Here is a 26,480-nt window from a genome sequence, read left to right on the forward strand (position 1 = left end):
CCCTCAGCCGGCCGGGGCCACGATGCCCGACCGGGCCTCCGGGGCCGCGATCCGCAGCGCGTCCGCCGCTTCGTCGGTCGGCTGGGACTGGGACTCGCGTTCGGCCTCCACCCGGCCGCGGTAGACCTCCACCTCGCGCTTCACCGTCTCGGCCGACCAGCCGAGGACCTCGCCGACCAGCGTCGCGACCTGGTCCGCGCAGTCCACCCCGCGGTGCGCGTACTCGATCGAGATGCGCGTCCGGCGGGCCAGGACGTCCTCCAGGTGCAGCGCCCCCTCGTGCGAAGCCGCGTACACGACCTCGACACCCAGGTAGTCCGGCGCGTGCTCGATCGGCTTCAGCAGCTCCGGCCGGCCCTCCGCCGTCGCCAGGACCTCGTTGACCAGCGAGCCGTAGCGGTCCAGCAGGTGCCGGACCCGGTACGGGTGCAGGCCGTGCTCGGCGGCCAGGTGGTCGGCCTGGTTGACCAGCGCGTGGTAGCCGTCCGCGCCCAGCAGCGGGACCTTGTCCGTGATCGACGGCTGCGAGCGGCCCGGCAGGTCCACCGCGGCCGCGTCGACCGCGTCCGCCGCCATCACCCGGTACGTCGTGTACTTGCCGCCCGCGATCGCGACCAGGCCCGGGGCGACCCGCGCCACCGCGTGCTCGCGCGAAAGCTTCGACGTCTCTTCGCTCTCCCCCGCCAGCAACGGGCGAAGGCCCGCGTACACGCCTTCGATGTCGTCATGCGTCAGCGGTGTCGCCAGGACGCTGTTGACGTGCTCCAGCAGGTAGTCGATGTCGTGCTTCGTCGCCGCCGGGTGCGCCAGGTCGAGGTTCCAGTCGGTGTCCGTCGTGCCCACGATCCAGTGATTGCGCCACGGGATCACGAACAGCACCGACTTCTCGGTGCGCAGGATCATCCCCGACTCCGAGACGATCCGGTCGCGCGGCACCACGATGTGCACGCCCTTGCTGGCGCGCACGCGGAACCGCCCGCGGCCGCCGGACAGCCGCTGCAGCTCGTCGGTCCAGACGCCGGTGCAGTTGATCACCGCCGCCGCCGAGATCTCCGTCTCGCGGCCGTCTTCGACGTCGCGCACGCGCACCCCGGACACCCGGTCGGCCTCGCGCAGGAACCCGACGACCTGCGTCGACGTCCGCACGATCGCGCCGTAGTGCGCCGCCGTGCGCGCCACGGTCATCGTGTGGCGGGCGTCGTCGGACTGCGCGTCGTAGTAGCGGATCCCGCCGATCAACGCGGACCGCTTCAGCGCCGGCACCATCCGCAGCGCGCCCGCGCGCGTGAGGTGCTTCTGGCCGGGGACGCTGCGCGCGCCGCCCATCGTGTCGTACATCAGCAGGCCCGCCGCGGTGTACGGGCGCTCCCACACGCGGTGCGTCAGCGGGTAGAGGAAGCTGACCGGCTTGACCAGGTGCGGCGCGATGGTCGTCAGCATCAGCTCACGCTCGCGAAGCGCTTCCCGGACCAGGCCGAACTCGAGCTGCTCCAGGTAGCGCAGGCCGCCGTGGAAGAGCTTGCTCGACCGGCTCGACGTCCCGGACGCGAGATCCCGGGCCTCGACCAGCGCGACCCGCAGCCCGCGCGTCGCGGCGTCCAGCGCCGTGCCCGCGCCGACGACACCGCCGCCGATGACGACGAGGTCGAAGGTTTCGCTGCCCAGCCGTTGCCAGGTCTCGTCCCGCTTGACCGGGCCGAGCCGAGCCGGGTTCGTCTCCGCTGCGTGCTGCGCCACGTGACATTCCTCCTCGTACTGGCGAGGCTCCCAGCATCGCACGACCTGGTGATCCTCCGCCCGTCCACGGATGACACGTGTGGCGTAACCGTCAAGGATCTTGAAAAGATTCGGCTACCCGGTGCCTGGAATGATCTTCGGCACACCGGTAACGTCCCCCCGACGTGGGTCGGCAACGGTGCCGTGGCACGCCGTGATCGACCCTGCGCAGAGTGTCCAGTGTGGAGGTGCAGCGGTGAGTGCTGGGGCAATAATCGTCTGGGAAATATTGGGAACGGCCGCGCTGATCCTGCTCGGCAACGGTGTGGTCGCGAACCACGTGCTCCGCAAGAACAACGGTCATGACGCCGGCTTCCTGTTCATCAACTTCGGCTGGGCCTTCGCCGTCTTCACCGGCGCCAGCATCGCGGCGCCGACCGGCGCCCACCTCAACCCGGCGGTGACGCTCGGCCTGGCGATTTCGGGCAAGACGGCCTGGGCCGACGTCCCCTTCTACTTCATCGGCGAGATGGTCGGCGCGATCCTCGGCGCCGTCCTCTGCTGGGCCGCCTACAAGCTGCAGTTCGACGACCACCCCGAACCCGAGAACACGCTCGGCATCTTCTCCACCGCGCCGCAGATCCCGAACAAGGTGTGGAACCTCGTCACCGAGATCATCGGCACCTTCGTGCTGGTGGCGTGGATCCTGCTCAGCCCGGTGGCGGCGGCCGGCGGCGACGGGGTGCCGACCTTCGGCAACTCCGCGCTCGGCTACGCGGGCGTCTCGTTCGTGGTCCTCGTGATCGGCACCTCGCTCGGCGGGCCGACGGGCTACGCCATCAACCCGGCCCGTGACCTCGGCCCGCGCATCGCGTACGCGTTCCTGCTGCCGATCAAGAACAAGGCCAACGCGAACTGGGGCTACTCCTGGATCCCGGTCGTCGGCCCGCTGGCCGGTGGCGCGCTGGCCGCGTTGCTCTACCTCGGTGTGCACAACCTGACCTGATCGCCTCACCCAACGGATTCCTGGAGCACACATGACTTCGTACGTAGCCGCGATCGACCAGGGCACGACGTCGACCCGGTGCATGATCTTCAACCACGAAGGCCGCGTGGTCGCCGTCGACCAACGCGAGCACGAGCAGATCTTCCCGAAGGCCGGCTGGGTCGAGCACAACGCCGAGGAAATCTGGGAGAACACGCGCCGGGTCGCCGCGGGCGCGCTCGCCAAGGCCGACCTGACCGCGAAGGACATCGCCGCCGTCGGCATCACCAACCAGCGCGAGACCGCGCTCGTCTGGGACAAGGCGACCGGCAAGCCGGTGTACAACGCCATCGTCTGGCAGGACACCCGCACCGACAAGATCGTCACCGAGCTCGGCAACCTCGGCGGCGGCCAGGAGCGCTACCGCGAGAAGGTCGGCCTCCCGCTCGCGACGTACTTCTCCGGGCCGAAGATCAAGTGGATCCTCGACAACGTCGACGGCGCCCGCGAGAAGGCCGAAGCCGGTGACCTGATCTTCGGCAACATGGACACCTGGGTGCTGTGGAACATGACCGGCGGCGCCGACGGCGGTGTGCACGTCACCGACCCGACGAACGCTTCGCGCACCATGCTGATGGACCTCGACACCCTGCAATGGGACGCCGAGATCGCCGGCGAGATGGGCATCCCCCTTTCGATGCTGCCGGAGATCCGCTCCTCGTCCGAGGAGTACGGCAAGGTCCGCGAGAAGGGCGCGCTGGCCGGGGTGCCGATCGCGGGCATCCTGGGCGACCAGCAGGCCGCGACGTTCGGCCAGGCCTGCCTTTCGCCCGGCGAAGCCAAGAACACCTACGGCACCGGCAACTTCATGCTGCTCAACACCGGCACCGAAAAGGTGATGTCGCAGAACGGACTGCTCACCACGGTCTGCTACAAGATCGGCTCGAACGACACGGTCTACGCGCTGGAAGGCTCCATCGCGGTGACCGGTTCGCTGGTGCAGTGGCTGCGCGACAACCTCGGCATGATCGCGACCGCGGCCGAGATCGAGGAACACGCACGCAGCGTCGAGGACAACGGTGGCGCGTACTTCGTCCCGGCGTTCTCGGGTCTGTTCGCGCCTTACTGGCGCTCCGACGCCCGTGGCGCGATCGTCGGCCTCACCCGGTTCGTCAACAAGGGCCACCTCGCCCGCGCGGTCCTGGAAGCCACGGCGTTCCAGACGCGTGAGGTGCTCGAGGCGATGAACGCCGACTCGGGTGTTTCGCTCACCTCCCTCAAGGTGGACGGCGGGATGGTCGTCAACGAGCTGCTGATGCAGTTCCAGGCCGACATCCTCGGCGTGCCGGTGATCCGCCCGGTGGTCAACGAGACGACCGCGCTGGGCGCCGCGTACGCGGCCGGCTTGGCGGTGGGCTTCTGGAAGTCGGAGGACGACATCCGGAACAACTGGGCCCAGGACAAGCAGTGGGACCCGGCCATGGACGACGCCCGCCGCGACCGCGAGTTCCGCAACTGGAAGAAGGCCGTGACGAAGACGTTCGACTGGGTGGCCGACGAGGACTGAGCGGCTCGGGCCGGGGGCGCCACGCGGCGCCTCCGGCTCGTTCACTCAGGCGTCCCAGCCCTCCGGCTTGCCGGACTGCTCGTTCGGCGAGATCACCAGGAACGGCACGCCCTGGTCGTCGACCACCCGCACCTGCCGTCCGTACGGCGAGTCGAACGGCTGCCCCTGCGCCTGCCCGCCCAGCTCGACGACCTTCGCCGCGCTCGCGTCCGCGTCCGCCACCGAGAAGTAGGCCGACCAGTTCGACGGCACCTCCGCCGGCACCGAGCCGGGCAGCGCGCCGAGCCCACCCACCGGGCGGCCGTCGATCAGCAGGACCGCGTACGTGAAGTCGTCGTTCGACAGGTCCTGGAAGCCGAAGCCGAACACCTGCTCGTAGAACGCCTTCGCCGCCGGGTAGTCGCGGCTCATGCACTCGTTCCAGGCCAGCGTGCCGGGCGCCGCCGTGACCTGGGTGCCGATGTGGTCGCCCGCTTCCCAGAGGCCGAAGACCGCGCCCGCCGGGTCGGCCGCCACCGCCATCCGGCCTTCCTTCAGCACTTCCATGACCGGCATCAGGATCTGCCCGCCGGCCTCGGTGATCGCCGTCGCCGTCCGGTCCACGTCGGACACCGCGAGGTAGGTCGTCCACACCGCCGGCATCTCCTGGCCCGGCGGGGTCTGGCCGATCCCGGCGACCGACCGGCCGCCCAGCTGCGCCATGCCGTAGAAGCCGGTCTCCTCGCCGCCCTTCTGCACGTCCCAACCGAACAGGCCACTGTAGAAAGCCACCGCTTTCGCCTGGTCGGGGACCATCAGGTCCACCCAGCTGGGTGTGCCGTCAGGCCACCGCTCGTCCCGGAACAACATGTCGGCTCCCAACCCTCGTCCGCGCCGCCGAGGTGACGGCCGACACAGTCTGGCACCCACCACCGACAAAACCAGGGCCGAAGGACTCTCAGCGGCCGACGAGCTTGGCGTAGACGACGATGTTGTCGACGTAGTTGTGCGCGCTGCGGTCGAAGACGCCGCCACAGGTGATCAGCCGCAGCTCCGGGCCGGCCGTGTCGTCGTAGACGCCCTCGGCCTCGAAGTCCTTCTTGGGCACTTGGTGCACCTTCGTCACCTCGAACGACGCCGTCGTGCCGTCCCGGCGGGCGACCGAGACCCGGTCACCCGGCGCCAGTTCCTTGAGCCGGAAGAAGATGCCCTTCTGGTGGTTGCCGTCGACGTGGCCGAGGACGACGGCCGGGCCGACCTCGCCGGGCGTCGGCGCGTAGGTGTACCAGCCCGCCTGCAGCGGCGTGGTCACCGGCGGCACCTGGATCGTGTTGTCCGCGTTGACACCCAGCGGGACCAGCGAAGAGTGCGCGTCGATCTTCGGGATGTCGATCGAGACCGGCTCGGACTTCGGCAGGGCCGCGACGGCGTCCTGGCCCTGGGCCGGCGGCTCCGGGTCGACCGCGACCGGCTGGGCGGCGGGCGGCGGCTGCGCGGTGGACGGTTCGGCGCCGCCGCCGAGCGTCAGCACCAGCACCACCAACGCGGCCAGCAACGCCAGGACGAGGGCGATCAGGTAGCCCCGTCTGCTCATGCTCCTCGTGCTCATGTCTCCCCCGTGCCTGGCTCCTGCCGTTCACACGTCCGGGTGGCTCGTTCGGTTGCGTCCGACCGTACCGCCGCGCTCAGCGCCGCCGCGCCCGCCGGGCGAGCACGAGCCCGCCGCCGCCCACCGCGAGTGCGCCCATCGCGGCGGCCGCGGCCAGCGGACCGCCGTCGGACGGACCGTCGGCGCCCCCGGTCTGCGGCGCCCCCGAGGGCACCTTGACGACCTGCTTCGCTTCACTCAGAACGGTGAACTTCGTGGTGATCTCGGCGCCACCGCAGGAGAAGGACACCGCGTAGACGCCCGGCTTCGCCTGCTTCACGACCGCCGACGCGGCCGCGGCCGGCGCCTTCGCCGGGTCGTGCTGCGGGCCGACCCGGCGCAGGTTGCCGATGGTGAGGACCGGCGACGTCGGGTTCTGCGTGGCCGAGGCCTCGCAGCCGAGGCGGATCTCCACCTTCGCGCCCGGCCGGGCGGCCCCCGGGAGCACGCGCAGGTAGGCCTTCGGGTTTCCCGCGGGCTCCGCCGAGGTGGACGGCGCGGCGAAGGCCGCCGGGCCACCGAGCAGCAACCCCACCGAGACGACGGCGAGCACAAGAGTCCTGCGCATTGTTTTCTCCCCTTTTCCTGGACGCTCGGAAATGCGGCGGATTCGCCTCGCGAACGCCGATCGCAGTCCCCCTGCCTCGGCTTTCGCTTCCCTGTACTTCATGAGACGTGTCACGGGAATGGGGGTTGCGTCCAAGAAAAAACCACCCCGGAAGCATTCCGGGGTGGTTCGGGTTCCGGCGGCGGTCAGCCGGCCATGCTGCCGTCGCCCGCCTTGGCGGCGCCGGAGGGCACCTTCGAAACCTGAGGCGCCGGCACCGAGAACTGGGTGCGGTAGGTGTTCGCGCCGCACGTCACGGTCAGCGGGTACGTTCCCGCCGCGGTGCCGGGCTTCAGCTCGACGTCGGCGCTGATGTTCGCGTCGGTGCCCATGAACGGGCCCGAGACGTAGTTGGCGAAGCTGAGCACCGGCGAGGCGAACGTCCCCTTGTCCTCGGCGCACTTGGCCAGCGCGACGTTCGGCGCGTCGCGGACGTACTTGTCCACGAGCGTCGTGTTGTACGCGGTGTTGACGTTGAGCTGGACGCGCCCCGCTGGCGCGCTCGGCGCGGGACTGCCGCTGGTCTGCTGCGCTGTCGCGGGCGCTGCCAGCGCCGTCGCCCCGATCACCGCTGCCGCAACGAAAACCACCGTCTTGCGCACCTTCGCACCCTTCGCGTCCTTCAGCCTTACCACCGACAAGACGCGACGGGGTGCGAAGGGGTTGCGTAACGGATCAGTCGAGATCGTCGTGGCGCATGAGCTGGCGGCCGGCCTCGGTGATCGAGCCCGACAGCGACGGGTACACCGAAAATGTCAGTGCCAGGTGGTCCACTGTGAGCTGGTTCTGGACGGCGAGCGCGATGGGAAGGATGAGCTCGCTCGCCGTCGGCGCCACGACGACGCCACCGACGACCACGCCGGTGGCGGGGCGGCAGAACAGCTTCACGAAGCCTCGGCGGAGGCCCTCCATCTTCGCGCGCGCGTTGGTGGCCAGGGGCAGCATGATGGTGCGCGCGGGCACCTCGCCGGAGTCGATCGCCTGCTGGCTGATGCCGACGGTGGCGATCTCCGGGTGGGTGAACACGTTGGCGGCGACGGTCTTGAGCTTGATCGGCGCGACGCCTTCGCCCAGCGCGTGCCACATCGCGATGCGGCCCTGCATGCTCGCCACCGAGGCCAGCATGAGCACGCCGGTGCAGTCGCCGGCGGCGTAGATCCCGGGAACGGAGGTGCGCGAAACGCGGTCGACGGTGATGAACCCGCCGGGGCCGGGCGAGATGCCGACCTTGTCGAGGCCGATGTCCGTGGTGTTGGGGACCGACCCGACGGTCATCAGCGCGTGGCTGGCTTCGATCACGCGGCCGTCGGCGAGGTGGATCTCGACGCCCTTTTCGGTGCGCTCGACGCGGTCCGCGCGCGCCTGCTTGGCGACGGTCGTGCCGCGCTGGGAGAAGACCTCCTCGAGCACGGCGGCGGCGTCGGCGTCCTCGTGCGGGAGGACGCGGTCGCGGCTGGAGACGACGGTGACCTTGACGCCCATCTCGGTGTAGGCGGACGCGAACTCGGCGCCGGTGACGCCGGAGCCGATCACGGCGAGGTGTTCGGGCAGCTCCTGGAGCTCGTAGAGCTGACGCCAGTCGAGGATGCGCTCACCGTCGGGCACCGCGCCGGGCAGCACGCGCGGGGTGGCGCCGGTGGCGATGAGGACGACGTCGGCGGGCAGCTTCTCGGTGCCTTCGGCGGTCGTGACGGCGACCTTGTGCGTCGCGAGGCCGGGCTCTTCGTCGCAGAAGCGTGCTTCGCCGGCGATGACGCGGACGCCTTCGCGCTGTACGCGGGCGCGGATGTCGGCGGACTGGGCGAGCGCGAGGCCCTTCACCCGGCCGTGGACGGTCGGGAGGTCGACGCGCGTGTCGGCCAGGTCGGTGTTGATGCCGAGCTCGCCGAGGTCGTGCATCTTCGCCAGGGCGCCCGAGCTCGCGATGAACGTCTTCGACGGAACGCAGTCGTAGAGGACGCAGGCGCCACCCAGGCCGTCACGCTCGACGATCGTGACGTCGGCCCCGTGCTGGGCTGCGACCAGCGCGGCTTCGTAGCCGGCCGGGCCCCCGCCCATGATCACGATCCTGGTCACCTGGGTCCTCCTCTGGATGAGCGTTTGCGGTGCTCTCACCGTACGCGGCGAAGGTGGCCGGACACTGAAGTGGGCGAACACGGCGAGTGCGTCCGACCGGGGGCGGGCGGGGTCGCTAGGCTGTCCGCGTGCCGTTGTATGCCGCGTACGGATCGAACATGGAGCCCGCCCAGATGCTGGAGCGCGCGCCGCACTCGCCGATGGCCGGCACCGGCTGGCTGGAGGGGTGGCGCCTGACCTTCGGCGGCGAGGACCTCGGCTGGGAAGGTGCCCTGGCCACGATCGTCGAAGACCCGGCATCCCGGGTCTTCGTCGTCCTCTACGACGTGACGTCCCTGGACGAGACGGGCCTGGACCGCTGGGAGGGCGGCGAGCTGGGCATCCACTCGAAGATCCGCCTCCGCGTCCAGACCATGGACGGCTCGGCCCTGGCCTGGCTCTACGTCCTGGACGCCTACGAAGGCGGCCTCCCTTCCGCCCGTTACCTGGGCGTCCTGGCGGACGCCGCGGAGACCGCAGGTGCCCCAGCCGACTACGTAGACGACCTCCGAACCCGCCCCTGCTCCGGAATAACCGGCTAGCTCGTGTCGTCTCCCCAATCACGCGTGTCGACCCTTCAATCACGCGTGTCGACCCGCTGATCACGCCGCTCGGCCCGCTCGCCGGTCGAAGGCATTGCGCAGCTCGGTCAGAAGACGACTTGGATCCCGCAGATCGGCCGCGACGGCCCGGAGGGTGATCCAGCCACGGGCCGCCATCCGTTCGTCGCGTTCCCGGTCGTACTCACGGCGTTCCTCGTGAGCGGCGAACCCGTCGTATTCGAGGGCGATCTGTCGGCTCGGCCAGGCCATGTCGAACACGTAGAGCTTGCGGCCGTCGACTGTGGTGATCTCGTGCTGCGGATCCGGCACTGGGAAGCCGGCTTCGACGACGATCAGCCGCAGCACGCTTTCCGGAGGCGACTCCGCCCTGCCGGTGGCGAGGTCCAGCAGCATCAGCGCCCTGTGGATACCTCGCCGGTCGCGGCGGTCGGCGAGCCGGTCGCGCACGTTCTCCCGGAGTTTCGCGCAGTGATCCGGCGGCAGACCTCGAAGGGCTTCGTCGAGCGCGGTGAAGGCCGCTCGCTTACCCCCGTCGCAGAGAAAGTCGGCCAAGGCACGATCGAGGAGGAAGGTCAGCAGGCCATCGATCTCGATCACGTCTTCGTCCCGGAAGCCACCTTGGTGCACGACCAGACCGGGCCGCGATCGAACGCGCCGCGAGTAGGGCACCATCACGTGGATGTCGCGGTCATCGGCCGCCGAAATGCCGTGCAAGGCAAGGGAAGTAACCCCGGCCACGGCGACGGGAGGCTTGACGGCGAGCAACGCGGCGGCAGCCCTCGTCGGCAATTTCAAGAGGTCGGTGGCGTGCACGACAACGCCTCGCCATGGCTGCGAGAGCAGCCCGCGTTCAAGCCCTTCGAGCACCTTGCGCCGCCCCAGGATGCGGTCGGCCTCGGCACGCGAGAGCACTCCATGTCGTCTTGCCCACTCGGTCACAAGATCGAGAATGAGGCCCTCCCACGCCCGGGTGGAAGGGCCTCATTCTCAATCTGTGGACAACTACCCACCTGTGGATAACCCTGTGCACAACTCGCGTGCGGGAAGGGTCGACACGCGTGATTAGAAGGTCGACACGCGTGATTGGAGAGACGACACGGCTCAGGCGAGGGTTGTTAGGGCTGTGTGGACCAGGGTTCGGACTCCGCAGAGGAGGGCTCGCTCGTCCAGGATGAATGTCGGGCGGTGGATGTCCGACTGGGGGGCCGGGGGGCCGGGCCAGACGCCTAGGCGGGCGAAGGCTCCCTGGACGTGCTCCAGGTACCAGCCGAAGTCCTCGCCGCCCGATGACTGCTCTGTCGAGGCGACGCCGGACTCGCCGAGGGCGGCTTCGGTGCCGGCGCGCATCAGGGCCGTCGAGTCGGCGTCGGACACCACCGGTGGGACGCCGCGGCGGTAGTCCAGCGAGAAGCCGACGCCCAGCGGCGCCAGCAGGGACTCCACCGAAGAGGCGACCAGGGGCTCCAGGGCCGTCCAGACTTCGTGGTCCGCCGTGCGCAGGGTGCCGCGCAGGACGCCGTCCTGCGGGACCGCGTTGGCCGCCTGGCCCGCGTGGACCGCGCCCCAGACCAGCACCGTGCCCGACCGCGGGTCGACCCGGCGCGACAATAGCGCAGGCAAGCCGGTGATCACCGAGCCCAGCGCGTGGACCAGGTCCGCCGTCAGGTGCGGGCGGGACGTGTGGCCGCCCGGCGAGGTCAGGCGCAACTCGATCAGGTCCGCCGCCGACGTCAGGGCGCCGACGCGCATGCCCACGCGACCCACCTCGAGCCGCGGGTCGACGTGCAGGCCGTAGATCCGCTCGACGCCCTCCAGCGCGCCCGCCGCGATCATGTCCAGCGCGCCGCCGGGCATGACCTCCTCGGCCGCCTGGAAGATCAGCCGGACGCGGCCGGGCAGCTCCGGCGCGCCGGCCAGGGCGCGGGCCGCGCCCAGCAGGATCGCCGTGTGGGCGTCGTGGCCGCACATGTGCGCCGCGCCCTCGACCGTCGACGAATAGGGCAGCCCGGTGTCCTCGGTGAGCGGCAGCGCGTCCATGTCCGCGCGCAGCGCCACGCACCGGTCGCCGGTGCCGATGTCGCACACGACGCCGGTGCCGCCGGGCAGCACCCACGGCTTGAGGCCGACCGCGCGCAACAGCGTGACGACCAGTTCCGTGGTCGCGAACTCGTGACGCGACAGCTCCGGGTGCGCGTGGATGTGCCGGCGCCAGGCGAGCACGTCGGTCGCGTTGGCGCGCAGCCAGTCGTCGAGCCAGAACGGGCCGCGGCCCGCACCAAGGTCCTCCACGGGAGCCATGCTTACGCCGGCTTCGGAAATGAGCGCTTCAGGCCCCTCCATAGGGGTCATCATGCGCCCATGAGGGTCGCCTGGAACGTCCGGTCGTGAGTCCAACACCGTCACGCCGCACCTCCTCCCGCAACACGGGTAACCCGGGCAGCGGCTGGGGTCACGCAACGTGCCGATCGATCTGTCGTACGCATTTGCAGACGATCGTGCACCATGCAGGCGGCAACGCGCGCCTCGAAAAGCGCCGTCCTAGATGGCCGGTACCGGATCTGCGTTGAACGGCGTGCAGGAGTTCGGCAACGCCGAAGGCGTCAGGACTTCTTGGCTTTCTTCGAGCGGATCCGCCTGCCCCAGATGACGATGCCGAGCAGCACGACCGCGACCACGCCCGCGATCAGCTTGTTCTTGGTCTTCTGGCTGTTCGCCTTGTCGGTCTGGGCCGGGTCCAGCACGGGACCCGGGTTGGGTGTCTGCGCCGGGACCAGCGAGGCGGGCGCGTGCGCCACCGTCACCACGACCGCGGCCGGGCGCACCGGCGAAGCGACCGCCGGCGACGCGGTGAACAGCACCGCGCCCAGCACGCCGACCAGGACCAGACCCCGCAGTTTCGCCATGTCATCCCTTCGCCACGACCAGGCATTCTGCCCGCGAACCACCCGGCGCGTCAGCCACCACGCGGTGGACCGAACGCGTCGAGGATGCGCTGAGCACCGAGGGTAGCCGTCAGCTCACCGTCCCGCACCGCCCGTTCGACGTCCGGAACGACCGTTCGCACGTCCGGATGCGCCGCCAGGCGACTCAGCAGCTGTTCGCGAACCATCGCCCACGTCCAGTCGACCTGCTGCTGCCGCCGGCGGGCGTCGAGCTCGCCGGACGCCGAGAGCGTCTCGCGGTGCTGCTCGATCGCGCCCCAGACCTCGTCGAGACGCAGGTTGTGCAGGCCGCTGCAGGTCAGCACGGGTGGCGTCCAGGACGCTTCGGGCCCGTAGATCATCCGCAAGGCGCCCGACAGCTCGCGCGCGGCGCGGCGAGCGTCCCGCCCGTGGTCGCCGTCGGCCTTGTTGACGGCGATGACGTCGGCGAGCTCCAGCACGCCCTTCTTGATGCCCTGCAGCTGGTCACCGGTGCGTGCCAGGGTGAGGAACAGGAAGCAGTCGACCATGTTCGCGACGGTCACTTCGGACTGTCCCACCCCGACGGTCTCGACCAGCACGGTGTCGTAGCCGGCCGCTTCCATCAGCACGATCGTCTCGCGGGTCGCCCGCGCGACCCCGCCCAAGGTCCCCGACGTCGGCGACGGCCGGATGAACGCCCGTTCGTCGACCGCCAGGCGCGCCATGCGGGTCTTGTCGCCGAGGATCGACCCGCCGGTGCGCGTCGACGACGGGTCGACGGCCAGCACGGCGACGCGGTGGCCGGCCGCGGTCAGGTCGGTGCCCAGCTGGTCGATGAACGTCGACTTGCCGACACCGGGCACGCCGGTGATGCCGACGCGCCGCGCGCCACCGGACGACGGCAGCAGCTCGACCAGCAGCTCCTGCGCCAACGCCCGGTGGTCCTCGCGCTGCGACTCGACCAGCGTGATCGCCTTGGACAGCGTGCCGCGGTCGCCGGCGAGGACCCCCTTGGCGTAGGCGGTGACGTCGATCTTGCGCGGCAAGGGTCAGGACTCCTGCGCGGTGAGCTGGCCGAGCAGGTCGATGGCGGCGTCGGCGAGGACCGTGCCGGGCCCGAAGATCGCGGCCGCGCCGGCCTCGCGCAGCGCCGGGTAGTCCTGCGGCGGGATGACGCCGCCGACGACGACCATGATGTCCTCGCGGCCCAGCTCGGCGAGCTCGTGCCGCAGCGCCGGCACCAGCGAGAGGTGCCCGGCCGCCAGCGAAGAGACGCCGACCACGTGCACGTCCGCCTCGATCGCCTGCCGCGCGACCTCGGCCGGAGTGGAGAACAGCGGGCCGACGTCGACGTCGAAGCCGATGTCGGCGAAGCCGGTGGCGATCACCTTCTGGCCGCGGTCGTGGCCGTCCTGGCCCATCTTCGCGACGAGGATCCGCGGGCGGCGGCCTTCCTCGGCGGCGAACTCCTCGACCAGCGCGCGGGCCTTTTCGACGTTCTGCGACTTACCCACCTCTTCGCGGTAGACGCCGGAAATCGTCCGGATCTGCCCGGAATGCCGGCCCCAGAGCTTCTCCAGCGCGTCGGAGATCTCGCCGACGGTCGCCTTCGCCCGGGCCGCGCCGATCGCCAGCTCCAGCAGGTTGCCGCCGTTGCCGGCACCCTCGGTCAAGCGCCGCAACGCGTCCTCGGTGGCCGAGGCATCACGCTCGTCACGCAGCCGCCGCAGCTTCTCCAGCTGCTGCGTCCGGACGCCCGCATTGTCCACTTTGAGCACTTCGATGACAGCGTCGTCCACGTCACCGGTCACCTGGTACTTGTTGACGCCGATGACCGGCTGCCGCCCGGAGTCGATGCGCGCCTGCGTGCGGGCGGCGGCCTCTTCGATGCGCAGCTTGGGGATGCCCGCGTCGATCGCCTTGGCCATCCCGCCGGCCTGCTCGACCTCGCTGATGTGGCCCCACGCCTTGCGCGCGAGGTCGTAGGTCAGCTTCTCGACGAAGGCGGACCCGCCCCACGGGTCGATCACCCGCGTGGTGCCGGACTCCTGCTGCAGCAGCAGCTGGGTGTTGCGGGCGATCCGCGCGGAGAAGTCGGTCGGCAGCGCGAGCGCCTCGTCGAGGGCGTTCGTGTGCAGCGACTGCGTGTGCCCCTGGGTCGCGGCCATCGCCTCGACGCACGTGCGCACCACGTTGTTGTAGACGTCCTGCGCGGTCAGCGACCAGCCGGACGTCTGGGAGTGCGTCCGCAGCGAAAGCGACTTCGCGTTGGCAGGGCTGAAGCCCTTCACCAGCTTCGCCCACAGCAGCCGCGCCGCGCGCAGCTTCGCGACCTCCATGAAGAAGTTCATCCCGATCGCCCAGAAGAACGACAGGCGCGGCGCGAACTTGTCGACGCTCAGGCCGGCGTCCACTCCGGACCGGATGTACTCGACGCCGTCGGCGAGCGTGTAGGCCAGCTCGAGGTCGGCCGTCGCGCCGGCTTCCTGCATGTGGTAACCGGAGATGGAGATCGAGTTGTACTTCGGCATGTGCTGCGAAGTGAAGGAGAAGATGTCGGAGATGACCCGCATGGACGGCTGCGGCGGGTAGATGTAGGTGTTGCGGACCATGAACTCCTTGAGGATGTCGTTCTGGATGGTCCCCGCGAGCTGCTCCGGTTTGACACCCTGTTCTTCGGCCGCGACGACGTACAGCGCGAGCACCGGCAGCACCGCGCCGTTCATCGTCATGGACACCGACATCTTGTCGAGCGGAATCCCGTCGAAGAGCTGGCGCATGTCGTAGATGGAGTCGATCGCCACGCCCGCCATGCCGACGTCGCCGGAGACGCGGGGGTGGTCGGAGTCGTAGCCGCGGTGGGTGGCCAGGTCGAAGGCGACCGAAAGCCCTTTCTGGCCGGCGGCGAGGTTGCGCCGGTAGAAGGCGTTGGACTCCTCGGCGGTCGAGAACCCGGCGTACTGGCGGATGGTCCAGGGCTGGTTGACGTACATCGTCGGGTACGGGCCGCGCAGGAACGGCGCGACGCCGGGGTACGTCCCCAGGAAGTCCACATCGGACAGATCCGCCGCCGTGTAGACCGGCTTGACGCCGATGCCTTCGGGCGTCTCCCAGGCCAGCGCGTCCGGGCCCTTGCCGGTGGCGGTCTCGACCGCGCGCGCCCACGCGTCGCGGTCGCCCGGCGACGGCGTGCCGAGGTCGAGGCCGGCGAAGTTCGGGATGCTCATCGGGTGACTCCCAGCTTGACGTGCAGGCCGTTGAGGACTTCGAGGGCGTCGCAGCCGGCGAAGACGTTGCCGTCCACACCGTCATAGGTGCCCTTGCCCGCCAGCAGCACGAACTCGGCGCCGAGCGACGCCGCGGCTTCGGCCGCGGAAGCGGCGTAGGCGTCGTCAGTGCCGCAGAGGCAGGCAACGCGAGCGCCGGATTCGCGGAACGCGCCGGGCAGGTCGTCGGTCGCGCCCGGGTTGACGGCTTCGATCCCGCCCGCCTGGAACAGGTTCGCGGCGAAACCGGCCCGCGCGGTGTGCGCGGCGACCGGCCCCAAAGTGGCGAGGAAGATCTTGGGCCGGGAACCGTGCGAAGCGAGATACGCGTCCGAAGCGTCCCGAAGGGCTTCGAAGCCTTCGGCGTACCGGTGCCGCGGCAGCCCACCTTCCACAGTGGACTCCACGGGCTCCCGCACCACCGGCTTCTCGGCCAGGTTCGGGAACTCGCTGACGCCGGTGAGCGGGTCACGCCGGGTGGCGATGCGAGAAGAACGCTTCTCCCACGTCGTCGCCAGCCCGGCCGCCAGCTCACCTGAGGCCAGCGAAGCGACCAGGCCACCGGCGGATTCGATGGCGGTGAACTCCGCCCAGGCCGCGTGCGCGAGGTCCTCGGTGAGCTTCTCGACGTACCAGGAGCCGCCCGCCGGGTCGATGACGCCGGCCAGCTTGGACTCCTCCAGCAGCACGGCGTGGGTGTTGCGGGCGATCCGCGCGGAGAACGCGTCGGACCGGCCGATCGCGGCGTCGAACGGCAGCACCGTGACGGCGTCCGCGCCGCCGACGCCCGCGCCGAAGCAGGCGACCGTCGTGCGCAGCATGTTCACCCACGGGTCGCGCCGGGTCAGCATCGCCGGCGACGTCACCGCGTGCTGGCGCATCGGCGAGGAGAAGCCGCACACCTCGGCGACGCGGGCCCACAGGCGGCGGGCCGCGCGCAGCTTCGCGATGGTGGAGAACTGGTCGGCGGTCGCGGCGACGCGGAACTCGAGCTGCCCGGCCGCGGTCTCGACGTCCAGGCCGGCGTCGGTCAGCGCACGCAGGTACGTGACGCCGGCGGCGACCAGCGCGCCCAGCTCCTGGGCGTCCGATCCGCCTGCTTCGTGGAACGGCAGGCCGTCGGCGACGATCGTGCGCACCTTCGGGTACTTCCCGGCGACACGCGCGGCCAGCGCGGCGGCCGGTGCCAGGTCGACGTCGGCGCCGCTGCGCGCGGCGAGCCCGATCGGGTCCGCGCCGAGCACGGCAACGGCTTCACTCGCCGGGATCTCGCGCTCGTCGAACAGCGTGAACAGCTCCGAAGCGGCTTCTTCGTACGAAGCGCCAGCGTCCAGGACCACCGGCGCCAGGTCGAGGTAGACCTCGTTGAGCGCGTCGGCGATCGACGCGGGCGGCATCGTCAGCCAGATCGACGTCACGCCGCCTTCGAGGTCGGCGAGGATCGCCTTGTTGACGGCTCGGGCGTCTTCGCCGGTGAAGCGGGCGCGGACGTCCCAGCCGGTGCTGATCTGCCCTTCGGCGCGGGAGCCGCGCACGAACGGCGAGAGCCCGGGGAAACCGGACTCGCCCGGCACGTCTTCGGCCGTGTAGAGCGGTTGGATCTCGATGCCGTCGTAGGTCCGCGTGACGAGCTTGCTCTCCGGGGCGCCCGCGAAGTCTTCGGGGAGCTTGCCGCTCTTGCGCAGCACCCCGGCCACGAGCTCCTGCCACTGCTCGCGCGTCACCTGGGGGAACTCGGCCGCCAGGTCGAGTTCGGAGATCGGCACTGACTCCGGACCGGCCACTTCAGTCATACCCAGTGATGGTAGAGGCACTCGCCGCGGCCGACCTGTGACTCGCGTCGCGCTAGGGGGGCACGCCGGGGAGGTTAGGGGGCGGCGGCCCGGGTACGACACAATTGGGTCGTGCCCCCTTCCAGCGAAGACACACGAGTGGTCGCCGGTCGCTACCGGCTGCGTTCGGTGCTCGGCTCCGGGTCGATGGGCACCGTCTGGTCCGCCTACGACGAGTTCCTGCACCGGCAGGTCGCCGTCAAGGAGATGAAGGTGCCGCCGGGCATCCCGGCGTCGCAGGCGGACGAGCTGCGCGAACGCACGCTGCGTGAGGCCCGCGCCATCGCCGTGCTTTCTCACCCGAACGTGATCATCCTGCACGACGTCGCCCGCGAGAACGACCAGCCGTTCGTGGTGATGGAGCTGCTGCCCTCGCGCAGCCTCGCGCACATCCTGCGCGACCACGGGCCGCTGACCGTCGAGCAGGCCGCCGCCGTCGGCATCGCCGTCGCGTCCGCGCTGGAGGCCGCGCACGCCGCCGGGATCACCCACCGCGACGTCAAGCCGGGCAACGTCCTGGTCGCCAGCGACGGCCGGATCAAGCTGACCGACTTCGGCATCGCCCGCAACGTCTCCGAAGCCACCATGACCCGCACCGGGATCATGCTCGGCTCCCCCGCCTACATCGCGCCGGAGGTCGCCTCGGGCGGCGCGGTCATCCCGGCCGCCGACCTGTGGGGCCTCGGCGCGACGCTGTTCGCGGCGGTCGAGGGCGCGCCGCCGTACGACGCCGACGGCGACCCGCTGGAGACCGTCGGCAAGGTCGTCAACGGCAAGGTGCCCAAGCCGAAGGCCGGGCCGCTCGCCGACGTCATCAGCGCGCTGATGCGGAAGGAGCCGGGCAAGCGGATCACGCTGCGCGAGGTCCGGCACCGGCTGTACCCGCTGCAGTCGAAGACGCCGCTCGACCTGTTCGGGCCCGAGCTGTTCCACACCCCGGACGGCAAGAAGACGTCCGCGCAGCCGGACGCGACGGACACGCAGGTCATCAAGACCGTCCTGCCCGAGAAGCCGGAGAAGAAGTCGGAGGAGTCGAGCAGCGAGCTCGCCACCGACCCCGGCCCGCTGCCGTTCCTGCGGCCGCCCGCCCCGGCGGGCCCGCTGCCGGCCGAGCCGGCCACCGTTTTCGTCGCGCCGCCACGGCCCGGGCGTCGCGGCGCGCGGGCCACCGCCGTGCTGATCGCCGTCGCGGTGCTGCTCTTCCTGGTCGCCGCCGGCGGCGGGTTCGCGCTGGCCAGGACGGTCGGCGGGCAGTCGCTGCTGCCCCCGGCCGCCGCGCCGCGGAGCCCGGTGAACGGCCCCACCGACGTGCCGGCGCCGAACCTGGTGAGCATGTCCGGCGACGCGGGCTACGCGACCGGCGACGGCGGGCACTTCGGGCTGTCCGTGCCGGAGGGCTGGCAGAAGTTCGTCGCCCCGCACAACACGAAGCTGGGTGTGAGCCTGGCCATCCAGTACGTCTCGCCGGACGGCCGCCGGTCGCTGCGGGTCGAGCGGCTGGCGAAGTACTTCGACGAGTACCAGGGCGACGACGAGTACATCGCCTGGCTGAAGCAGTCCTACCCGCCCGACGCCTTCGAGCTGTACGGGCCGCAGCCGCTGCCGGACGGCACCGGCTCGACGCTGACCTACCGCCTGGCCGAGCGCAGCACCCTGCCCGAAAGCGGTGAGGGCGGCGGCACGCGCGTGACGTTCGCGAAGCTGGTCAAGGCGGGCTCCAGCCTCTGGATCCTGTCGGTCACCGTGCCGGCCGAGCAGCAGGACGCGGCCCGGCGCGACGTCTTCGACCGCGTCGCGACGACGTTGACCGTCACGGACTAAGGCGCGCGGTCCAGCAGGTCGCGGGAGACGAACTCCTGCGCGAGGTGGCGCAGCCCGGTGAAGATCCGGTCGCCGAGGACCGTCGCGACCAGGCCGGCTTCGATGATCCTGTCGAACGACGTCAGGCCGGTCACCACCTCGACGTCCAGCTCGGCCACGCGCATCGCCAGCGCGAAGTACTCGTCCAGGCGGTCCGCGAGCTTCTCGTGCCCCAGCTCCTTGGCCGTCGCCAGCGCGGCGATCAGGTTGGCGAGCGTGCGGTCCTCCTCACCGTGCCACTTCCAGCCGTGCCGGTGGGCCAGCTCCCGCAGCCGCTCCGACGCCCACTCCGCGGCTTCCGGCGAAACCGCCGGGGGCTCGCCCGCCAGCTCCTCCTGGACGACGCCCATCGTTTCGTGCGGGGTGCGGTCGTCGTCGATCGCGCTCAGCACCGCCCCGACCGAGGCCAGTGGCAGGCCGCCGACGTCCGTGAGCGCCTTGATCAGCCGGAGCCGCTGGACGTGCGCCGCCGAGTACCGGGCCTGATTGGGGCTGGTGCGCTCACCCGCCGGCAGCAGGCCTTCGCGCAGGTAGTACTTGACGGTCGCGACCGGCACCCCGGACTCGGCGCTCAGTTCGGCCATCCGCATGCGCACCCGCTCCGATCCCAGGGTCGGACTCCGGGTCAACCCTGAAGACTTCTCAGTATGGATAGTTTAGCTTCCCATAACGGAGAGCTTCACTATCCGTTCTGGGAGGAACCATGACCATCCTTGCCGATGTCCGGAGCAGAACCAGCGGGTGGCACCGGCCGTCCGCGCTGGCGGCGGCCACCCTGGGGGTGGTCGCGGTGCTGTGCGTCGCCGCCCTGATCGTCGACCAGCGCACCCTGGCGGGCGCGCCGATCTGGGCGAAGCCGTTCAAGTTCGCCGTGTCCGGCGCGCTCTACTTCGCCACCTGGAGCTGGCTCGTGTCGCTGCTGCCGCGGTTCCGGCGGACGGCGTCGTGGCTGACGAACCTCCTGGTCGCAATCTTCGCCGCCGAGTACGTCCTGCTGGTGTTCCAGGCCGCGCGCGGGCGGGCCAGCCACTTCAACAACGCGACCCCGCAGGACGCGCTGATCTACAACGTCATGGGCAAGATGATCATCGGGCTGTTCAGCGCGACCTTGGTGCTGACCGTGCTGGTGATGTTCACCAAGCTCGAGGACCGGGCGAGCTTCTGGGCCGTGCGCGCGGGCGCCGTCCTGTCCCTGGTGGGGCTCTCGCTCGGCATCCTCATGACGAACCCGACCGCCCAGCAGCTCGCGCAGTGGCAGACCGGCGGGACGCCGGACATGGTCGGCGCGCACACCGTCGGGCTCGCCGACGGCGGCCCCGGCCTGCCCATCCTCGGCTGGAGCACGGTGGCGGGCGACCTGCGGATCCCGCACTTCATCGGGATGCACGCGCTGCAGGTGCTGCCGCTGCTGGCCATCGCGCTCTCGGCGCTGGCCCCGCGCTTCGCCCGGCTGCGGCACGACGTCGTCCGCGCGCGGCTGGTCCTGGTCGGCGCGGCCGGGTACGCGGGGCTGACCGCGCTGGTGACCTGGCAGGCACTGCGGGCGCAGTCGATCGTCCACCCGGACGCCCTGACGCTGGGCGCGTTCGCCGTGCTCGTCGCGGGCGTCGGGCTGGGCTCGTGGGCCGCGGTGCGCGTCCGATGACCCTGTTCAGCCTGGCGTTCCCGCTGGCCGCGCCGTTCTGGGCGCTCATGATCCTGGCCCCGAAGTGGCGGTGGACGTCGCGGATCATGGCGTCGCCGTGGGTGCCGCTGCTGCCGCTGGCCTGCTACTTCGCGCTCGAGCTGCCGCACTTCGGCGAGTGGGGCCGGGCGATGCTCTCGCCCGACCTCGGCGTGCTGCAGACCTTGCTGGCGACGCCGTGGGGCGCCGGGCTCGTCTGGGCGCACCTCATCGCGTTCGACCTGTTCATCGCGCGGTGGATGTACTTCGAGGGCCGCGAGCGGGGGATCTCGGCGTGGGTCGTGAGCCCGATCCTGCTGCTGACGATCTTCCTCTCGCCGTTCGGGCTGGTGGTGTTCCTGGTGGTGCGGGCCGTCCGGATACGCTCCCTCGCATGACTGAACAAGAGGCCGCGGCCGCCATCGCCCAGCGCACCGGCGTGGACGCGCACGACATCGCGGTGGTCCTGGGCTCGGGCTGGCGCCCGGCGGCGGACGTCATCGGGGAGTGCGAGACGGAGATCCCGTTCGCCGAACTGCCCGGCTTCACCACGCCTGGCGCGGTGGGGCACGGCGGCACCATCCGCTCGCTGAAGATCGGGGACAAGAACGTCCTCGTGCTGCTCGGGCGGACGCACTTCTACGAGGGCAAGGGCATCGACCCGGTGGTGCACAACGTGCGCACCGCGGCGGCGGCCGGCGTCCGGACGGTGCTGCTGACGAACGCGGCCGGCGGGCTGCGCGAAGGGTTCCAGGTCGGCCAGCCGGTGCTGATCTCCGACCACCTCAACCTGACCGCGCGCTCGCCGATCGTCGGCGCGAACTTCGTCGACCTGACGGACCTGTATTCGGCGCGGCTGCGCAAGCTCGCGCAGGAGATCGACCCGTCGCTCGAAGAAGGCGTCTACGCGGGCCTGACCGGGCCGCACTTCGAGACGCCGGCGGAGATCCGGATGCTGCGCACGCTGGGCGCGGACCTGGTCGGCATGTCGACCGTCCTCGAGGCGATCGCGGCCCGCGCGGCCGGCGTCGAGGTGTTCGGGTTGTCGCTGGTGACGAACCTGGCGGCGGGCATGACCGGCGAACCGTTGAACCACCAGGAAGTCCTGGAGGCCGGCCGCGCGGCGGCCACCCGCATGGGCTCCCTGCTGCGCGAACTGGTCACCCGCGCCTGACCAAGGGCGGCACTTTCCCTACGAAAGTGATCCGGAGGGCGGTCCTCCGCGGCACTTTCATAGGGAAAGTGCCGCTTTGGGTCAGGCGTAAGTCGGGAGTTGGGCCGCTACCTCGGTCGGGGAGGGCATGGCCGCGACCTCGGCGGCCAACCTGCGGGTGGCGTCGGCGACCGCGGTGTCCGTGAGCAGGGTTCGGGCGTGCGAGGTGATGGCGTCGGCCGTGATGTCGGCGGCGAGCAGGCGCGCGCCGACGCCGGCCGCCAGGACCGCGTCCGCGTTGCTGAACTGGTCCGCGCCCTGCGGCAGCAGCAGCTGGGGCAGGCCCGCGCCGAACGCGCCGAGCGTCGTGCCGCTGCCGCCGTGGTGGACCACCAGGTCCACGTGCGGCAGCAGCTCCGACTGGGGCACCCACGACTCGAGCCGGACGTTCGACGGCACTTCGCCGAGCGCCGCCGGGTCGACCGTCGGGCCGGTGGCGACCAGGACGTCGACGTCCAAAGCGGACAGACCGGCGATCGCCGCGCTCAGGACACCCGCGTGCCCCATCGCCGTGCCGAGGGTCAGGTAGACCAGCGGCCGGGGCTTGTCCAGCACGCCCGCGGGCAGCTCACCCGGCTCGCTCCAGCCGACCGGCCGCAGCGGCACGCGGTGCGCCCGCGCCAGGAACCCCGGCTCCTGCACCGATTCCGGGCAGATGTCGATGAACGGCCCGGCGAACGCCAGGTCCTCGCCGACCGTGATGCCCAGCGAGGCGCCGTGTTCACGGATGGCGTCGCGGATCCGCGTCACCATCGGGTCGTCGCTCGACACCCGGCCGAAACCGTGCGCCACCACCGGGATCCCGGCCTTCATCGCCGCGAACGCGCCGCCGGAGTTGCCGGCCTCGCTCACCACCAGGTCGGGCCGGACGCGCTCGAACAGCGGCAGCAGGTCGGCGACGAACCGCTGGGGCATGAGCTCGCCGAACACCTTCCCGACGATCGGCCCCAGCACCTCCGGCGGGATCTCGCCGGGCGCCCGCCGCGGGCCGGGCGGCCCGGCTTCCGCGAACGCCCGGCCGAAGGCGTCGCGCATGGCGAGCCCGGCGGGGGCCGTCTCGAGCCCGGCTTTCGTCAGCTGCGGCAGGAAGTCTTCGGAGGTGGCGAAGACGACGTCGTGGCCCGCGTCGCGCGCGGCGACGGCCAGCGGCACGAGCGGGAAGGTGTGACCGAAGGACCCCAGTGAGGTGAAGAGCAAGCGCACCTACCCGACCCTAGCCCGTAGGCTGGCTCGGTGACTGTGACCTCCACCCTGCGTGACGCCGCGTTCCGCTGGATCGCCGACGACCCGGACGACCACACCCGCGCCGAGCTGCAAGACGTCCTGGCGAAGGCGATGGGCGGCACGCCCGGCGCGGCCGAGGACCTGGCCGACCGGATGGCCGGCCCGCTGGAGTTCGGCACCGCGGGGCTGCGCGGGCCGGTGCGCGCCGGGCCGAACGGGATGAACGTCGCCGTCGTCACGCGCACCACCCACGGAGTCGCGGAGTGGCTGAAGGCGCACGGGCACGCCGGCGCGCTGGTCGTCGTCGGCCGGGACGCGCGCCACGGCTCGGAGGCCTTCGCCACCGCCGCCGCCGAGGTGCTCACCGCGGCCGGCTTCGACGTCAAGGTGTTCCCGAAGCCGCTGCCGACGCCGCTGCTCGCGTTCGCCGTCGGGCGGCTCGGCGCGGTGGCCGGGATCCAGATCACCGCGTCGCACAACCCCCCGGCGGACAACGGGTACAAGCTCTACGACGCGACCGGCGGGCAGATCGTGCCGCCGTCCGACGGCGAGATCGAGCGGGCCATCCAGGCCGCGCCCGCCGCGGTGAGCGTGCCGCGCGCGCCCGGCGCCGCGGTCGTCGACCTGCTGGACGCCTACCTCGAAGAGGTCGCGACGCTGCCGCTCGGCGCCGAGCGCACCGTGCGCGTGGCCGCGACGGCGTTGCACGGCGTCGGCGCCGACACGCTGCGGGCGGCGTTCGAGCGGGCCGGGTTCACCGACCTGCACCTGGTCGGCGAGCAGGCGTCGCCGGACCCCGACTTCCCGACCGTGTCGTTCCCGAACCCCGAAGAGCCGGGCGCGACGGACCTGCTGCTGGCGCTGGCGTCCGAAGTGGACGCCGACCTGGCGATCGCGCTCGACCCGGACGCCGACCGCTGCGCGCTGGGCGTGCGGGAGCGGGACGGGCAGTGGCGGATGCTGCGCGGCGACGAGACCGGCGTGCTGCTCGGCTCACATGTCTTGTCCACAGTGGACCGGACGCTGCTGCCGGACCCGCTGGTGGCGACGACGATCGTGTCGTCGTCGATGCTGGGTGCGATCGCGAAGGCCGAGGGCGCCCGCTACGCCGAGACGCTGACCGGCTTCAAGTGGCTGGTGCGCGCCGGTGAAGGGCTCGTGTTCGCCTACGAAGAAGCACTCGGCCTGTGCGTGAACCCGGGGTTCGTGCGGGACAAGGACGGCATCGCCGCCGCGACGCTCGCGGCCGGGCTCGCCGCCCGGCTCAAGACCGAGGGCCGCACCCCGCTCGACGTCCTCGACGACCTGGCCCGGCGCCACGGCGTGCACCTGACCGACCAGGTCTCCTTGCGGGTCACCGACCTCGCGGTCCGCGGGCGGCTCATGACGAAGGTGCGGGAGACCCCGCCGGCGAAGCTGGGCGACGTCGCGGTCACGCTGGAAGACCTGCTGCCGGACGCCGATGTCCTGCGCCTGACCGGCGAGGGCGTGCGTGTGGTGGTGCGGCCGTCCGGGACCGAGCCGAAGCTGAAGGCGTACCTGCAGGTCGTGGCACCGGTGACCGGCTCGCTGGACGAGGCGCGGGAGGCGGCGCAGGAGCGGCTGACGGCGTTGCGGGCCGGCGTCGAGGAGCTGCTCGCCTGATGCCGAGGCTGCTGATCGTGCACCACACGCCTTCGCCGTCGACGCAGGCGTTGTTCGAAGCGGTGCTGGCGGGTGCGACGCACCCGGACATCGAGGGCGTCGAGGTGGTTCGCCGCGCGGCGTTGGCGGCGACTGTCCCCGACGTCCTCGAGGCGGACGGCTACCTGCTGGGCACGCCGGCGAACCTCGGCAGCATGAGCGGCGCGTTGAAGCACTTCTTCGACACCGTCTACTACCCGTGCCTGGACGCGACGCGGGGTCGCCCGTTCGGGTACTGGATCCACGGCAACAGCGACACCGCGGGCACCGAACGCCAGCTGCTTTCGATCACGACCGGCCTGGCCTGGGAAAAGGTGGCGGAGCCGGTGGTCTCGACGGGTGAGCCGGACAAGAGGACGCTCGAAGCGTGCACCGAACTGGGCGGCACCTTGGCCGCGACCCTCATGGCTTGAAACGTAAGGGGGCCTGTCACCGGAAGCCCTGGGGGTCGACCTCCGGCAACAGGCCGTGGTCAAGGGTTCGCCACGAGGGCGATCAACCTCGACCCCTGAAGAGTACTACAGACGGCCGATCATGACGAGTCGGCGGGCACGACGGCCTCTCGTCTTGCGGTTCCGTACACCCCCAGGGTACGGAGAGCAAGACGAGAGGCGTGCCAACTGTAAACCACTGCATACGACGGCTGTCAACATGTGCGTACAGTGGCTTCCCCGGTTAGAATTTTCGCGGTGGAACCCTAGGGGGCGGGTATGGCACGGGAACGCACCTTCGCGGAGCGGCTGAGCGCCCTGATCGAGGCAGCTCGGGTCGACGGCCACGCGCCGCACAGCTACCGCGAGATTTCGGCCGCGGTGGAGCGGGCGGGCGGGCCGGCGATGTCGCCCGCCTACCTGCAGCAGCTGGCCACGGGCAAGCGGGTCAACCCGAAGATCCACTACGTCGAAGCGCTGGCGAGACTGTTCGGCGTGCCCGTGACGTACTTCTTCGACGAAGAGGCGGCCGCCGCCCCGGCCGGGGAGGCCCAGCTGATGGCGATGCGGGCGCAGGAGCTCTCGCCGCAGGGACGACGGCAGGTGATGGACCTGCTGGAGCTGGTGGAGCGCTACGAACGGGCCGAACGCGAGGGCCGGAACCCGGAGGACGCCGCGCGATGAAGGAACGGGAGCTGCGCCGCCGGTGCCGGAAGCTGCTGAAGCAGCTGGACATCGGCCCGCCGCTGGACGTCGAGGTGCTCTGCGCGCGGCTGGGTGAACAGCGGGGGAAGCCGATCCGGCTGATGGCGTACCCGCTGGAGGTGCCGGGCCCGTTCGGCTGCTGGATCGCGACGTCGGCCGCGGACTACATCTTCTACCAGGCCGAGACGACGAAATCGCACCAGGACCACATCATCCTGCACGAGCTCGGGCACATGCTCGCCGATCACCACCCGCACGGCGACGCCGAGCCTGCCGACTTCCTGCGCGGCCCGAAACCCGATCTCGACCCGGATGCCGTACACCGCGCACTGCGTCGCTCGTCCTACGATGACGCGCACGAGTGGGAAGCCGAAACGGTCGCGACGATCATCCTCGAGTGGGCGTCCGTCCTGAACTACACGATCCCCAGGCGCGCCGCTGACCGGGATCTCCGCCGGATCCAGGGGGCGCTCGGCGATCACCAAGGGTGGTTGTGAGCACACTTCTTGCCGATCCGGCC

The 26,480-nt window shown here is 71.0% G+C and carries 25 protein-coding genes; 11 read left to right on the plus strand and 14 right to left on the minus strand.

Going from position 1 to position 26,480, the window contains the following annotated elements; translation table 11 throughout:
• Window positions 1-3 precede the first annotated feature (3 nt).
• Entirely contained in the window at window positions 4-1,737 is a 1,734-nt protein-coding gene (locus M8542_RS37630) for a glycerol-3-phosphate dehydrogenase/oxidase (protein ID WP_257925116.1), read from the minus strand.
• A gap of 235 nt (window positions 1,738-1,972) precedes the next feature.
• Between M8542_RS37630 and M8542_RS37635 the strand changes: the two genes are divergently transcribed.
• Entirely contained in the window at window positions 1,973-2,722 is a 750-nt protein-coding gene (locus M8542_RS37635) for an MIP/aquaporin family protein (protein WP_257925117.1), read from the plus strand.
• 31 nt (window positions 2,723-2,753) lie between these two features.
• Window positions 2,754-4,268, plus strand: coding sequence for a glycerol kinase GlpK (gene glpK / locus M8542_RS37640; protein ID WP_257925118.1), 1,515 nt, complete (start codon window positions 2,754-2,756; stop codon window positions 4,266-4,268).
• A 45-nt stretch (window positions 4,269-4,313) separates the two neighbouring features.
• Here the strand turns inward: glpK and M8542_RS37645 are convergent, their stop codons facing one another.
• The 5 genes from M8542_RS37645 to M8542_RS37665 form a co-directional block, all read right to left on the minus strand.
• Complete coding sequence (locus M8542_RS37645; RefSeq protein ID WP_257925119.1) at window positions 4,314-5,117, minus strand: VOC family protein; 804 nt, start codon at window positions 5,115-5,117, stop codon at window positions 4,314-4,316.
• Window positions 5,118-5,205: 88 nt separating this feature from the next.
• On the minus strand, window positions 5,206-5,841 hold the full coding sequence (locus tag M8542_RS37650; protein WP_372508706.1) for a class F sortase: 636 nt from the start codon (window positions 5,839-5,841) through the stop codon (window positions 5,206-5,208).
• Window positions 5,842-5,932: 91 nt separating this feature from the next.
• Window positions 5,933-6,463 carry a hypothetical protein gene (locus tag M8542_RS37655; RefSeq protein WP_257925121.1) on the minus strand — a complete coding sequence of 177 codons (531 nt, stop codon included), beginning with the start codon at window positions 6,461-6,463 and terminating at the stop codon, window positions 5,933-5,935.
• A gap of 185 nt (window positions 6,464-6,648) precedes the next feature.
• Window positions 6,649-7,104, minus strand: coding sequence for a hypothetical protein (locus tag M8542_RS37660; protein ID WP_257925228.1), 456 nt, complete (start codon window positions 7,102-7,104; stop codon window positions 6,649-6,651).
• A 73-nt stretch (window positions 7,105-7,177) separates the two neighbouring features.
• Window positions 7,178-8,578 carry an NAD(P)H-quinone dehydrogenase gene (locus tag M8542_RS37665; protein ID WP_257925122.1) on the minus strand — a complete coding sequence of 467 codons (1,401 nt, stop codon included), beginning with the start codon at window positions 8,576-8,578 and terminating at the stop codon, window positions 7,178-7,180.
• A 128-nt stretch (window positions 8,579-8,706) separates the two neighbouring features.
• Here M8542_RS37665 and M8542_RS37670 point away from each other — a divergent pair, with 128 nt between their 5' ends.
• Window positions 8,707-9,159: a gamma-glutamylcyclotransferase family protein gene (locus M8542_RS37670; protein ID WP_257925123.1), complete on the plus strand. Its 453-nt coding sequence runs from the start codon at window positions 8,707-8,709 to the stop codon at window positions 9,157-9,159.
• A 60-nt stretch (window positions 9,160-9,219) separates the two neighbouring features.
• On the opposite strand, the gene M8542_RS37675 is transcribed toward M8542_RS37670, so the two are convergent.
• The 6 genes from M8542_RS37675 to M8542_RS37700 all read right to left on the minus strand — a co-directional run bounded on the left by M8542_RS37675 (window position 9,220) and on the right by M8542_RS37700 (window position 17,142).
• Complete coding sequence (locus M8542_RS37675; RefSeq protein WP_257925229.1) at window positions 9,220-10,062, minus strand: DUF559 domain-containing protein; 843 nt, start codon at window positions 10,060-10,062, stop codon at window positions 9,220-9,222.
• 219 nt (window positions 10,063-10,281) lie between these two features.
• Complete coding sequence (locus M8542_RS37680) at window positions 10,282-11,583, minus strand: amidohydrolase (RefSeq protein WP_257925124.1); 1,302 nt, start codon at window positions 11,581-11,583, stop codon at window positions 10,282-10,284.
• Between the two features lie 197 nt (window positions 11,584-11,780).
• Window positions 11,781-12,083 (minus strand): hypothetical protein, encoded by a 303-nt coding sequence (locus M8542_RS37685; RefSeq protein ID WP_257925125.1) that lies wholly within the window; start codon window positions 12,081-12,083, stop codon window positions 11,781-11,783.
• Between the two features lie 50 nt (window positions 12,084-12,133).
• The gene (gene meaB, locus M8542_RS37690) at window positions 12,134-13,129 is read right to left on the minus strand and encodes a methylmalonyl Co-A mutase-associated GTPase MeaB (RefSeq protein ID WP_257925126.1); all 996 of its coding nucleotides are present in this window, start codon (window positions 13,127-13,129) and stop codon (window positions 12,134-12,136) included.
• Window positions 13,130-13,132: 3 nt separating this feature from the next.
• Window positions 13,133-15,310 (minus strand): methylmalonyl-CoA mutase, encoded by a 2,178-nt coding sequence (scpA, locus tag M8542_RS37695; protein WP_257925127.1) that lies wholly within the window; start codon window positions 15,308-15,310, stop codon window positions 13,133-13,135.
• A complete protein-coding gene (locus M8542_RS37700) occupies window positions 15,307-17,142 on the minus strand; it encodes a methylmalonyl-CoA mutase family protein (protein ID WP_257925128.1) in 1,836 nt (611 codons plus the stop codon). Before M8542_RS37700 ends, scpA begins: the two co-directional genes overlap by 4 nt.
• A 138-nt stretch (window positions 17,143-17,280) precedes the next feature.
• Here M8542_RS37700 and M8542_RS37705 point away from each other — a divergent pair, with 138 nt between their 5' ends.
• Complete coding sequence (locus M8542_RS37705) at window positions 17,281-19,002, plus strand: serine/threonine-protein kinase (RefSeq protein ID WP_257925230.1); 1,722 nt, start codon at window positions 17,281-17,283, stop codon at window positions 19,000-19,002.
• On the opposite strand, the gene M8542_RS37710 is transcribed toward M8542_RS37705, so the two are convergent.
• Window positions 18,999-19,631, minus strand: coding sequence for a MerR family transcriptional regulator (locus M8542_RS37710; protein WP_257925129.1), 633 nt, complete (start codon window positions 19,629-19,631; stop codon window positions 18,999-19,001). The genes M8542_RS37705 and M8542_RS37710 overlap by 4 nt on opposite strands.
• Window positions 19,632-19,744: 113 nt before the next feature.
• Between M8542_RS37710 and M8542_RS37715 the strand changes: the two genes are divergently transcribed.
• The 3 genes from M8542_RS37715 to M8542_RS37725 are packed head-to-tail and all read left to right on the plus strand — an operon-like array spanning window position 19,745 to window position 21,878.
• Window positions 19,745-20,686 carry a hypothetical protein gene (locus tag M8542_RS37715; protein WP_257925130.1) on the plus strand — a complete coding sequence of 314 codons (942 nt, stop codon included), beginning with the start codon at window positions 19,745-19,747 and terminating at the stop codon, window positions 20,684-20,686.
• The gene (locus M8542_RS37720) at window positions 20,683-21,102 is read left to right on the plus strand and encodes an ABA4-like family protein (RefSeq protein WP_257925131.1); all 420 of its coding nucleotides are present in this window, start codon (window positions 20,683-20,685) and stop codon (window positions 21,100-21,102) included. Before M8542_RS37715 ends, M8542_RS37720 begins: the two co-directional genes overlap by 4 nt.
• Window positions 21,099-21,878 (plus strand): purine-nucleoside phosphorylase, encoded by a 780-nt coding sequence (locus M8542_RS37725; RefSeq protein ID WP_257925132.1) that lies wholly within the window; start codon window positions 21,099-21,101, stop codon window positions 21,876-21,878. Before M8542_RS37720 ends, M8542_RS37725 begins: the two co-directional genes overlap by 4 nt.
• An 81-nt stretch (window positions 21,879-21,959) precedes the next feature.
• Here M8542_RS37725 and M8542_RS37730 read toward each other — a convergent pair whose 3' ends face one another.
• Window positions 21,960-23,120 carry a glycosyltransferase gene (locus tag M8542_RS37730; RefSeq protein WP_257925133.1) on the minus strand — a complete coding sequence of 387 codons (1,161 nt, stop codon included), beginning with the start codon at window positions 23,118-23,120 and terminating at the stop codon, window positions 21,960-21,962.
• A 30-nt stretch (window positions 23,121-23,150) separates the two neighbouring features.
• Between M8542_RS37730 and M8542_RS37735 the strand changes: the two genes are divergently transcribed.
• The 4 genes from M8542_RS37735 to M8542_RS37750 all read left to right on the plus strand — a co-directional run bounded on the left by M8542_RS37735 (window position 23,151) and on the right by M8542_RS37750 (window position 26,457).
• Window positions 23,151-24,785 carry a phospho-sugar mutase gene (locus M8542_RS37735; protein ID WP_257925134.1) on the plus strand — a complete coding sequence of 545 codons (1,635 nt, stop codon included), beginning with the start codon at window positions 23,151-23,153 and terminating at the stop codon, window positions 24,783-24,785.
• Window positions 24,785-25,237, plus strand: a complete 453-nt coding sequence (locus tag M8542_RS37740; protein WP_257925135.1) for a flavodoxin family protein — start codon at window positions 24,785-24,787, stop codon at window positions 25,235-25,237. The genes M8542_RS37735 and M8542_RS37740 overlap by 1 nt, the downstream gene beginning before the upstream one ends.
• Before the next feature lie 297 nt (window positions 25,238-25,534).
• Window positions 25,535-25,939: a helix-turn-helix domain-containing protein gene (locus tag M8542_RS37745; RefSeq protein WP_257925136.1), complete on the plus strand. Its 405-nt coding sequence runs from the start codon at window positions 25,535-25,537 to the stop codon at window positions 25,937-25,939.
• Entirely contained in the window at window positions 25,936-26,457 is a 522-nt protein-coding gene (locus M8542_RS37750; protein WP_257925137.1) for a hypothetical protein, read from the plus strand. The genes M8542_RS37745 and M8542_RS37750 overlap by 4 nt, the downstream gene beginning before the upstream one ends.
• The last annotated feature ends 23 nt before the right edge of the window (window positions 26,458-26,480 follow it).

The organism is Amycolatopsis iheyensis (assembly GCF_024703995.1).
GTDB lineage: Bacteria > Actinomycetota > Actinomycetes > Mycobacteriales > Pseudonocardiaceae > Amycolatopsis > Amycolatopsis iheyensis.

What these genes read in the sequence shown, in the direction of transcription:
- M8542_RS37720 (WP_257925131.1), top strand. Translation starts at nt 20,683, where the DNA reads ATGACCCTGTTCAGCCTGGCGTTCCCGCTGGCCGCGCCGTTCTGGGCG.
- scpA (WP_257925127.1), bottom strand. Translation starts at nt 15,310, where the DNA reads ATGAGCATCCCGAACTTCGCCGGCCTCGACCTCGGCACGCCGTCGCCG.
- glpK (WP_257925118.1), top strand. Translation starts at nt 2,754, where the DNA reads ATGACTTCGTACGTAGCCGCGATCGACCAGGGCACGACGTCGACCCGG.
- M8542_RS37645 (WP_257925119.1), bottom strand. Translation starts at nt 5,117, where the DNA reads ATGTTGTTCCGGGACGAGCGGTGGCCTGACGGCACACCCAGCTGGGTG.
- M8542_RS37655 (WP_257925121.1), bottom strand. Translation starts at nt 6,463, where the DNA reads ATGCGCAGGACTCTTGTGCTCGCCGTCGTCTCGGTGGGGTTGCTGCTC.
- M8542_RS37700 (WP_257925128.1), bottom strand. Translation starts at nt 17,142, where the DNA reads ATGACTGAAGTGGCCGGTCCGGAGTCAGTGCCGATCTCCGAACTCGAC.
- M8542_RS37710 (WP_257925129.1), bottom strand. Translation starts at nt 19,631, where the DNA reads ATGCGGATGGCCGAACTGAGCGCCGAGTCCGGGGTGCCGGTCGCGACC.
- M8542_RS37750 (WP_257925137.1), top strand. Translation starts at nt 25,936, where the DNA reads ATGAAGGAACGGGAGCTGCGCCGCCGGTGCCGGAAGCTGCTGAAGCAG.
- M8542_RS37740 (WP_257925135.1), top strand. Translation starts at nt 24,785, where the DNA reads ATGCCGAGGCTGCTGATCGTGCACCACACGCCTTCGCCGTCGACGCAG.
- M8542_RS37725 (WP_257925132.1), top strand. Translation starts at nt 21,099, where the DNA reads ATGACTGAACAAGAGGCCGCGGCCGCCATCGCCCAGCGCACCGGCGTG.
- M8542_RS37650 (WP_372508706.1), bottom strand. Translation starts at nt 5,841, where the DNA reads ATGAGCAGACGGGGCTACCTGATCGCCCTCGTCCTGGCGTTGCTGGCC.
- M8542_RS37745 (WP_257925136.1), top strand. Translation starts at nt 25,535, where the DNA reads ATGGCACGGGAACGCACCTTCGCGGAGCGGCTGAGCGCCCTGATCGAG.
- M8542_RS37715 (WP_257925130.1), top strand. Translation starts at nt 19,745, where the DNA reads ATGACCATCCTTGCCGATGTCCGGAGCAGAACCAGCGGGTGGCACCGG.
- M8542_RS37685 (WP_257925125.1), bottom strand. Translation starts at nt 12,083, where the DNA reads ATGGCGAAACTGCGGGGTCTGGTCCTGGTCGGCGTGCTGGGCGCGGTG.